This is a genomic window from Saccharopolyspora terrae, assembly GCF_004348435.1.
Lineage (GTDB): Bacteria > Actinomycetota > Actinomycetes > Mycobacteriales > Pseudonocardiaceae > Saccharopolyspora > Saccharopolyspora endophytica.
The window spans coordinates 26,588-36,985 of record NZ_SMKS01000059.1; the positions used below are offsets into that span (position 1 = coordinate 26,588).

Sequence of the window (10,398 nt, forward strand, 5' to 3'; positions counted from 1 at the left end):
CATCCGGGCCCAGGTTCCGACGGGTTCGTTACAACTGCGGGTCAACGGGCGCGGCGTAGGCTGGCGACATGGCTGAACGCCTGGTCACGGACCGGTTGATCCTGCGGAGCTGGGAGATGGAGGACGTGCCGGCGGCCTTCGAGATCTTCGGGCACGCCGATGTCGCCCGCTGGCTGAGCCCGATCATGGATCGAGTCCCGGACCTGGCGGCGATGCGGGTGCTGCTGCGGCAGTGGATCGTCGAGGACCTGCGCGCGCAACCTCCCACCGGGCGGTGGTGCGTTCAGCGACGCGAGGACGCCGCGGTGATCGGTGGTGGGACCCTGCTGCCGCTGCCTCCGGGCGGCGAGGACCTCGAACTGGGGTGGCAGCTGCACCCCGCGGCCTGGAAGCAGGGCTACGCCAGCGAGGCGACCTACGCGATGGCGCGGTGGGCGTTCAGCCACGACGCCGATGAGCTCTACGCCGTCGTTCGGCCGGAGAACACCCGCGCGGTGTCGGCGATCCGACGCAACGGCATGGAGTGGGTGGGCGAAACCGGCAAGTACTTCGGTCAGCCCATGCAGCTGTACCGGCTCCGGCCCGCTGACCTCGATCAGGCGCTCCCGGGCGTACTTCCACCGGGCTTCGAACCCGAATGAGCGGCGTAGCATGGAACTAGCTGGTTGAGCAGAAGGCTCACGGTTCAGGCGACGCAGCGTCGGTGCTTCGCAGTTGCTCCCCTCGTCGATTCGCCCCCACGACCACGCCTGTCCGGCCGGCTCCACGAACTTCGGGAGCAGCACATGACCGCAGCACGAGCCCGCGTCCACGACGCGGCGCTGGTCACCTTCGACGAACGACGCACCGCACCCACCACGGAGATGTCCCGACCGCCTGGACTGCGCTTGCAGCTGACCCGGCCACGCGCCGATCTGACGGTGCTGACCGCGGCGGGCGACATCGATTCGAGCAACGTCGCCGAGCTGGCGGATCTGCTCTGGCCCGCGCTGCTCGTCGAGCACTCGTCGATCGTCCTCGACTTCACGGCGGTCACCTTCCTCGGCGTCGCCGGGCTGGAGCTGCTCTCCGCGGCGAACACCTACGCGCCGCACCGCGGGCTGCGGATCGTGCTCATCGCCGGTCAACCGGCCGTCGAGCGCGCCGTGCGGGCCGGCAGCCCCGACGTGGCGCTGGACCGGGCACCCCACCTGGCTTCCTGCACGACGGTCACGGCCGCCGTCCGTGAGCGCGAGCCCGCGCGGATGCTCACCGCGTAACCGGATCCGGTGATGCGCGCAACACGCGCGGACGTGGGGAGATGCGTGGACTGCCTGGTCACAAGCGTCGTGCCTGGATGGCAACACGAGGTGTGGTGATGTGAGGGCGAGTCGCGTCGGGCGGATAGAGTTCTCCTCCGTCCAGCCCTCGATTCACAGCCGGAGACGCCCGCGTGTCTGATCAGTTCGTTCACCTGCACGTGCACACCGAGTTCTCGATGCTCGACGGTGCTGCCAAGCACGATGCGCTGTTCGCCGAGGTCGCTCGGCTCGAACAGCCCGCGGTGGCGATGACCGACCACGGCAACATGTACGGCGCTCACTCCTTCTACAAGAAGGCCGTCAAGGCCGGGGTGACGCCGATCATCGGCATCGAGGCCTACATCGCTCCGGAGAGCCGGTTCCACAAGAAGCCGGTGTTCTGGGGTGCGCGGGCGCGAACCGGGAAGAAGGAAGTCGACGAGTACGGCGAGAGCGGCGACGTCTCCGGCGCCGGTGCCTACACGCACATGACGATGCTCGCCCAGAACTCCACCGGTCTGCGCAACCTGTTCCGGCTGTCCTCGCTGGCGAGCATGGAGGGTTTCTTCCGCAAGCCGCGGATGGACAAGGAGCTGATCGCCGAGCACGCCGAGGGCATCATCGCCACCTCCGGTTGCCTGGCGGGGGAGATCCTGACCCGGCTGCGGCTGGGTCAGAAGCTGGAGGCGCTGCAGGCCGCCTCGGACTACAAGGACATCTTCGGGGCCGACCGGTTCTTCATCGAGGTCATGGACCACGGCATCCAGATGGAGCGCAACATCCGCGGTGAGCTGCTCGACATCGCCCAGCAGCTGGACCTGCGGACGGTGGCGACCAACGACAGCCACTACGTGACCAACGACCAGGCCGGGCACCACGACGCGCTGCTGTGCCTGCAGACGCGCTCCATGATCGCCGACACCGACCGGTTCAAGTTCAACGGCGACGGCTACCACATCAAGAGCTCGGAGGAGATGCGCGAGTACTGGGACACCGAGGTCCCGGGCGCTGCCGACAGCACGCTGCTGATCACCGAGATGGTGGAGGGCTACGAGGAGGCGTTCGCCGCGCACAACCGGATGCCGCAGGCGAAGGTCGAGGCCGGCCGCACCGACGTGGAGATGCTGCGCGACGAGGTCGAGTCGTTCATCCCGAGTCGTTTCAAGGACGGCGCGTTCACCCAGGAGTACCGCGACCAGCTCGAGTGGGAGCTCAAGGTCATCACCGAGAAGGGGTACAGCTCGTACTTCCTGGTGGTCGGCGACATGATCCGATGGGCCAAGAACAACGGCATCCGGGTGGGGCCGGGCCGTGGTTCGGCGGCGGGTGCGCTGCTGTCGTACGTGCTGCACATCATCGACATCGATCCGCTCCAGCACGGGCTGCTGTTCGAGCGGTTCCTCAACCCCGAGCGCGACTCGCCGCCCGACATCGACATCGACTTCGACGAGCGCCAGCGCGAGCGGGTCATCCAGTACGCCAAGGAGAAGTACGGCGAGGAGTTCTTCGCCAAGGTCATCACCTACGGCACGATTAAGACCAAGGCCGCGTTCAAGGACGCCGCTCGGGTGCACATGGGGCAGGCGGGTTTCCAGCTGGCCGACCAGTTCTCCAAGGCGCTGCCCGCGCCGATCGCCGCCAAGGACATCCCGCTGTCGGGGATCGTCGACCCCGACCACGAGCGCTACCCGGAAGCCGCCGAGGTCCGCTCCCTGATCGAGACCGATCCGCAGATCGGCAAGATCTTCGACACCGCACGCGGGCTGGAAGGCCTGATCCGCAACGCGGGCGTGCACGCCTGCGCGCACATCATCTCGCGGGAGCCGCTGCTGGACGTGCTGCCGTTGTGGAAGCGCGACGACGGCGAGATCATCACCGGCTGGGACGGTCCGCAGTGCGAGGACGTCGGCCTGCTCAAGATCGATATCCTGGGCCTGGTCAACATGACCACGATCGACGACACCGTGCGGATGGTGAAGACCAACCACGCCACCGAGGTCGAACCCCTCGACATCCCGCTGGACGACGAAGCGACCTACGAGATGCTGGGGCGGGGCGAGAGCCTGGGAGTGTTCCAGCTCGAAGGTGGCGGCATGCAGTCGCTGCTCAAGCGCATGCAGCCCACCCGGTTCGGCGACATCGTCGCGTGCGTGGCGCTGTACCGGCCGGGTCCGATGGACGTCAACGCGCACCTTGACTACGCCGACCGCAAGAACGGCAAGAAGCCGGTCGAGCCGATCCACCCGGAGCTCGACGAGCCGCTGAAGGACATCCTGGGCGAGACCTACGGTCTGATCGTCTACCAGGAGCAGATCATGGCGATCGCCCAGAAGGTCGCCGGGTACACCCTCGGACAAGCCGACCTGCTCCGACGCGCGATGGGCAAGAAGAAGAAGGAGGTGATGGACGAGCAGTTCGCCCGGTTCGAGGCCGGCATGAAGGAGCGCGGCTACTCCAAGGCCGCGATCGACCAGCTGTGGGCGACCGTCCTCCCCTTCGCCGGGTACGCGTTCAACAAGTCCCACGCCGCCGCCTACGGGCTCGTGACCTACTGGACCGCCTACCTCAAGGCCCACTACCCGGCCGAGTACATGGCCGCGTTGCTGACCGCCAACAGCAACAACAAGGACAAGACGGCCGTCTACCTGTCGGAATGCCGGCGCATGAGCATCCAGGTGCTGCCGCCGGACGTGAACGAGTCCATGACCGAGCACACCGCGGTCGAGGGGCGCATCCGCTTCGGCATGGGCGCGATCCGCAACGTCGGCGCCAACGTGGTCGAGTCGGTCATCGCTTCCCGCGAGGAGAAGGGGAAGTTCTCATCGTTCTCGGACTTCCTCGACAAGATCGAGATCACCGCGTGCAACAAGCGGGTCATCGAGTCGCTGATCAAGGCCGGTGCGTTCGACTCGCTCCAGCACACGCGGATGTCGCTCAACGCCCACCACGAGGCCGGGGTCGATGCGGTGATCGGGCTCAAGCGCCAGCAGGCGATGGGCCAGTTCGACCTGTTCGGGGGTGATGACTCGGGTCCGAGCGAGGACACCTCGCCGTTGGCGCACCTGCAGTTCACCGATGAGGAGTGGCCGCGCAAGCAGCTGCTGGCCTACGAGCGCGAGATGCTGGGGCTGTACGTCTCCGCGCACCCGCTCGACGGTGCCGAGCGGCTGCTGGCGCCGTACCAGGACACCAGCATCGCCGAGCTCGTCGGCGGCGAGCGCGAACCCAGCGGGTACGGCAGCAAGGAGCAGCAGCCCAAGATCGCCGGCATGATCTCCGGCATCCAGCGGCGGCTGAACAAGAACGGTCAGCCCTGGGCCATCGTCACGCTGGAGGACTTCGAAGCCAGCATCGAGGTGCTGTTCTTCCCGAAGTCCTACGAGATGTTCGCCGACTGCCTGGTCGAGGACAACGCGCTGGCGGTCAAGGGGCGGGTCAACGAGCGCGAGGGCGAGATCAGCGTGTTCGCCTCCGACGCGGTCCCGATCGACATCACCGCGGCCGAGACCGACCCGGGCAGCGAACCGCCTCTGGTGCTCAAGGCCGACTCCCGCAAGCTCAACGCCGAGGTGATCAGCGAGCTGAAGCAGACGTTGACCGCGCACAAGGGGACCACGCCCGTGCACGTGCACCTCGGCAAGACGAGGCTGGAGCTGCCGGAGTGGCCGGTCAACGTGTGCACCGAGCTGGTCTCGGAGCTCAAGTCCGTCCGCGGCATCGCAGTCGAGCGCGCCGGCCGCTGACGGGCTGTCTCAGCCGGGCCGCTGAGGACGTACCGCGAGGAATTGCCCGTCCCGACGGGCAATTCCTCGCGTCGTGCTAGTCCTCGACGTAGACGAGGGCGTCGCCGACGGCGCGCTCCTCGCTGCCGCTGGGCTTGTTGGCGAGGGTGCCGTCGACCGACATGGTGGTGGAGCCACCGCCGTCGAGGTTGACCGCGTCGGTCAGGCCCAGCGCCTGGGCGACGGCGGCCGTCTCGTCCATCGTGGTGCCGACGCTGGTGGTCTGCCTGCCGTCGATGGTGGCCAGCAGGATCCTGCCGTCCGGGGTGGTTCCGGCGATGGTGCGCGGGTTGCGCGCGAAGAAGTCACCGGAACCCGGCGGCACGACCACCTCGCCGCCGGCCATCAGCCGGTAGCGGCCGTTGACGCCGAACAGGCCCGGTCGCAGGTCGACCTGGTCGCCGTTCTCGTCGGTCAAGGTCGAGGACTTGTCGAGGCAGCCCCGCTCGGTGATGGCCAGCAGCGCTGCCGCGTCCTGGCCGGTCGCCTGCAGCGAGGTCTGGTCGGGCGCGAGGGTCGTGCCGCGTGCCGCGGAGGTGCGCACGACGCATCCGCGCTGGTCCAGCACGACTTCGGTGCCGTTCCCGGACGGGGTGGGGCCGAACTCGGGGTTGAACAGGACCACGTCTCCCGGCTGGGCGCACTGCGTCTGGTCGGGCAGCTCGGCGCACTCGGCCGGGATCACCGGCGGGTGGTTGAGGTGTTCGAGCGGCATGGTGGCCTCGGTCTGCCGGTTCCGCACCGACCCGGACCAGGTGGTGCGGCCCATGAGGACCTCGTCGCTGTTGCTGTCGACGATCAGGTCCGCTTCCGCCTCGGCGGTCGTCGGTTCGCTGAGCAGCTTCCCGCCGTAGACGCCCAGGCCGACCGGGTCACCGGGGTACTGCGGATTCGCGGAGAAGGTGAAGAAGGAGGCGTTGACCCCGGCCAAGGCGCCCGAGAGGCGCACCAGGTCGGTGGTCTTCTCGACCGGTGCGAGATCGGGGCCGTAGGTCGCTTCGACGTGGCCCTTCGCCCTGGCGGGATCGATGGCGAGCACGTTGACCACCCAGGGACCGCGGGTGGTGGTGTTGATCTGGTCGGGCGGGGCGGGCTCGGTTCCTCGGACGATCCGCGTCAGCTCGACGCCCTCTGCGAGCGCGCGCGTCGACCGCGTCTCCGCCAGGTCGGGGTCGCCGAGCGGGAGCCGGTCGCCTTCGGCGTGGGCGCTGCTCGTCGGGAGGAAGGGGAGGACGGCCGCGATCGCGAGTCCGGCCGCGAGAGCGGACGATCGGCGCGTGCGTCGGGAGGTCGGGGTCATGGGCTCAGGCTCGACGGCCTGCGGAACGTTCTCGGGTTCCTGCGGTTGACCAGCCGGTGAAGTGTTCATGACGCGGGAGTGGCACCGCGCTCCGCCGCTGCCTATCAGACCGAGCCGGTGGCTGTTCAGGGGCGGTTGACCGGGAGGTTTCGGGCGAGGACTCCGGTGAGGGCGAGTCCGGCGGCGGTCACCCAGAGGACACCTGCGGCTCCGAGCCCGGCCGCCACCATCCCGATGGCTCCGGGGATGACGACCTGGCCCGCGCGGTTTCCGGTGAGCCGCAACGACATCGCACGGCCGCGAGCGCCCGGTGGGGCGGATTCGGCGAGCCAGGACATCGTCAGCGGCTGTCCGACGCCGAGCCCGAAACCGGCGACGGTGACCGCGAGCAGCAGCAGCCACACCGGGACGGGGGCGGCGGCGACGGTGATGCCGGCGGCGGCGCCGAAGATGCTCAGGATCAGCAGGCGGCGGCGCCCGATCGCCTCCGAGAGCCGCCCGAGGAAGAACCGCGAGGCCATCGAGGAGGCGGCGCGCAGCACCAGCAGCGTGCCGATCAGCGACGAGGCGATCCCGCGTTCGGCACCGAGCGCGGGCAGGTAGACCAGGGAGATGTCGACGGCGGCGAGCACGGTGCACGCCGTCAGCAGAGCTCCGGCCAGTCCCGGCAGGCGGAGCAGTTGGCGCACGCCGACGTTCTCGGTGGTGGCCGGTCCGCGTTCGGTCCGGGTGCTCTCGATGGCGAAGGTCAGGGCGAACAGCGCGATCGCGACGGCGATGCCGGCCTGGAAGATCGATGTGGTGTCCGGAATGGCCTGCGCCCCACCGAAAGCCACGATCATCAGCGGTCCGGCGGCCTGGCCGAGCGAGGCGGCGAAGGTGTAGTAGCCGAACGCGGAGTCCATCCGGCCCGTCGTCGTGCTGTTGGCCACCAGCGCCTGCTGCCCGACGATCGCTCCCAGGTGCGCGGTGCCGAGAACGACGCTGCCGGCGACAAGGCCGGGCACGGTGTGGCCGAGCGCGAGCAGCACGGTGCCCGCGGCGCACATCAGCAGGCTGCCGGCGAACATCACGCGCCGTTCGCCGAGCCGGTCGACGATGTGCCCGGCCGGAAGCGCCAGCACCAGCGGGACGAGGGCGAAGCTGCCGGAGAGCACGCCGAGCCACGACGCCGGAACGCCGAGTTCAAGCGCCCGGTAGGTGGTGGCGGGACGCAGCACGAAGGTGATGAGCTGGGTGAGCGTGGCGTGGCCGAGCAGCGCCCAGACCTGCCGGTTCGCGTTGATCATCGGTGCAGGCGGTGGCCGACTCGGGCCGCGAGGCTGGTGTCGATGTGCTCGGTCATCACCGCTGCGGCTCCCTCGGAGTCACCGGCGATGATGGTCTCGGCCAGCATTCGGTGCTCCTCGTCCTTCTTGGCCCGCGCCTCCGGCCCGCGGTCGACCTCCAGGGCGAACCTGCGGTAGCGGTCGGCCTTGTCCCACAGGCCTTCCAGCGCGTCGATGAGCAGCTCGTTGTGCGAGGCGCGGTAGATCGCGCGGTGGTAGCGGCGGTGGTGCAGCAGCTGTTCGTAGTCCGGGTTCGAGGGCATCGCGCGCAGCCCGTCCAGGGACGCGCGGATCGCGGCGATGTCGTCCTTGGTGCGCCGCTGCGCGGCCAGCGAGGCGGCCAGGGGGTCGAGGGAGCGGCGCATCTCCAGCAGATCGCGGTTCTCCTCGGCCCTGAGCTCGGTGACCTTGGCGTCGCGGTGCGCGCCGAGTTCGACCAGCCCTTCGGCCTTGAGCCGGCGCAGCGCTTCCCGGAGCGGGGTGGTGCTGATGCCGATGGTGCGCGCGAGCGTGGCCTGGTTGATCACCGATCCGGGCGGGAGATCGCCGGAGAGGATCTTCTCCCGCACCTTGTCGTAGGCGACGTCGCTCTTGGTCGTCAGCGGCGCTGCGGGTTCTGACATCCAGGTGACCTCCTCGCTCGCTTATAGCCTACAAGTTGGGCGCGCGGATTCTCGTCGCCGGCGGGATGGGCTATTTCACACGGGTGAACGCGAGTGGAAGGTCGGACCGCGGTCTGATCGCGATGAAAATGTCCTCTCCTGGCGGGAGGAGGTTATAACGACCAACGCGATCGGTGTCCTGATCTCGGCGGGTGTTAATTCGTGAGAAGCCCACACGATTGGCTGCGGACATGTTTACGCTCAACGATCTCACCGTTGGTCGGTCGTCTACCTGTGGAGATCTCATGGGCTCGCGTGCGCGGAACGTTTCCCGACGTCGTTTCCTCGGCTACGGCACGGCCGGGGCCGCGGCCGTGCTCCTCGGCACCGGGACGTGGAGCGCGGCGAGCTCGTTCGCGTCCCCGCTGCGCGCGGGAAACCCGTTCACGCTAGGAGTGGCCTCGGGCGACCCGCTGCCCGACGGGGTGGTGCTGTGGACGCGACTGGCCGCGGACCCGTTCGCCGAGGACGGCAGCGGCGGCATGTCGCCGGAGCCGGTCCGGGTGGAGTACGAGGTCGCCACCGACGAGAAGTTCGCCGACGTCGTCCGCAGGGACAGCGTCGTGGCGACCCCCGAGCTCGGCCACTCGGTGCACCCCGAGATCACCGGGCTCGAACCCGACCGGGAGTACTTCTACCGGTTCCGCGCCGGTGGCGAGATCTCGATGGCGGGCAGGACCAGGACGACACCCGCGCTCACGTCCGCGCCGAGCGCGCTGAACTTCGCGTTCGCCTCGTGCCAGGCGTGGCAGGACGGCTACTTCACCGCCTACGACCACATGGCGGAGGAGGACCTCGATCTCGTGGTCCACCTCGGCGACTACATCTACGAGTACGGCGTGAAGGACAACAAGCGCGGCGTCACCACCGATCCGAAGTTCCACACCGAGACCTTCGACCTCGCCCGCTACCGCCTCCAGTACGGGCTCTACAAGGCCGAGGCGCCGTTGCAGCGGGCGCACGCGCGCTTCCCGTGGATCATGACGATGGATGACCACGAGGTCGAGAACAACTGGGCGGGCGACCTCTCGCAGGTCGATGACGAGCCGGACCAGGACCCGGCGGTGTTCCGGAAGCGCAGGGCCGCCGCGTTCCAGGCGATGTACGAGAACATGCCGCTGCGGCAGGCCCAGACTCCCGACGGTCCGGACATGCGGCTGCACCGCCGCCTCTCCTACGGCAACCTCGCCGACTTCACGGTGATCGACACCCGGCAGCACCGGGACGACCAGCCCTGCGGCGACGGTTCGTCGGCCTCCTGCGACGACCGCTTCGACCCGGACCGCACGATTCTCGGTGCGGTGCAGCGGGAGTGGGTGCTCGACGGGTTCTCCAGCTCGAAGGCCCAGTGGCAGGTGCTGGGCAACCAGGCGCCGATGGGCCAGACCGACCGCGACGCGGGCGAAGCGGTCGACGTGTTCATGGACCCCTGGGACGGCTACGTCGCCGAGCGCGACCAGCTGCTGGCCGCCGCCCAGGAGCGTGGGGTCCGCAACCTCGTGGTCATCACCGGTGACCGGCACCAGAACTACGCGTGGGACCTCAAGCGCGACTTCACCGACCCGGATTCGCCCACGGTGGCCAGCGAATTCGTCGGCACCTCGATCTCCAGCAGCGGCGACGGCGGGGACACGACCGAGGAGACCGAGCGGCTCCTCGCCGCCAACCCGCACATGAAGTTCATCAACTCGCAGCGCGGTTACGTCCGGGTCAGCGTCGACCAGCAGCAGTGGCGCAGCGACTTCCGCGTCGTCCCGTACGTGACGAAGGAGGGCGCGCCGATCGAAACCCGCGCCACCTACGTCGTGGAGAACGAGAAGCCCGGCGTGCAGGAGGGCTGACGCTCCTGGACCCGAACCCCGCCGGTGGTACGCGCTGAGAACGCGGCCCACCGGCGGGGTTTCGCTGTGGCGGGGTCAGTCGCCGGACTTGAGACCCTTGGAGATGAGGTCCATGACCGAGGAGTCGGCGAGGGTGGAGACGTCGCCGACTTCGCGGTTCTCGGCGACGTCGCGCAGCAGGCGGCGCATGATCTTGCCGGAGCGG

Annotated in this window: 7 protein-coding genes; 4 read left to right on the plus strand and 3 right to left on the minus strand. The window is 68.8% G+C overall.

Features of this window, described 5'->3' with window-relative positions; translation table 11 throughout:
- The first annotated feature begins 68 nt into the window (after positions 1–68).
- The 3 genes from E1181_RS24860 to dnaE all read left to right on the plus strand — a co-directional run bounded on the left by E1181_RS24860 (position 69) and on the right by dnaE (position 5,023).
- Positions 69–641 carry a GNAT family N-acetyltransferase gene (locus E1181_RS24860; protein WP_132678337.1) on the plus strand — a complete coding sequence of 191 codons (573 nt, stop codon included), beginning with the start codon at positions 69–71 and terminating at the stop codon, positions 639–641.
- 144 nt (positions 642–785) lie between these two features.
- A complete protein-coding gene (locus tag E1181_RS24865; RefSeq protein WP_132678339.1) occupies positions 786–1,259 on the plus strand; it encodes an STAS domain-containing protein in 474 nt (157 codons plus the stop codon).
- Between the two features lie 173 nt (positions 1,260–1,432).
- Complete coding sequence (gene dnaE, locus E1181_RS24870) at positions 1,433–5,023, plus strand: DNA polymerase III subunit alpha (RefSeq protein WP_132678340.1); 3,591 nt, start codon at positions 1,433–1,435, stop codon at positions 5,021–5,023.
- A 76-nt stretch (positions 5,024–5,099) separates the two neighbouring features.
- Here the strand turns inward: dnaE and E1181_RS24875 are convergent, their stop codons facing one another.
- From E1181_RS24875 to E1181_RS24885, 3 genes are all read right to left on the minus strand, one after another.
- Entirely contained in the window at positions 5,100–6,362 is a 1,263-nt protein-coding gene (locus E1181_RS24875; protein ID WP_132678342.1) for a phosphodiester glycosidase family protein, read from the minus strand.
- A 125-nt stretch (positions 6,363–6,487) separates the two neighbouring features.
- Complete coding sequence (locus E1181_RS24880; protein ID WP_132678344.1) at positions 6,488–7,651, minus strand: MFS transporter; 1,164 nt, start codon at positions 7,649–7,651, stop codon at positions 6,488–6,490.
- Entirely contained in the window at positions 7,648–8,313 is a 666-nt protein-coding gene (locus tag E1181_RS24885; RefSeq protein WP_132678346.1) for a GntR family transcriptional regulator, read from the minus strand. Before E1181_RS24885 ends, E1181_RS24880 begins: the two co-directional genes overlap by 4 nt.
- Positions 8,314–8,597: 284 nt before the next feature.
- Between E1181_RS24885 and E1181_RS24890 the strand changes: the two genes are divergently transcribed.
- Positions 8,598–10,193: an alkaline phosphatase D family protein gene (locus E1181_RS24890; RefSeq protein ID WP_132678348.1), complete on the plus strand. Its 1,596-nt coding sequence runs from the start codon at positions 8,598–8,600 to the stop codon at positions 10,191–10,193.
- The last annotated feature ends 205 nt before the right edge of the window (positions 10,194–10,398 follow it).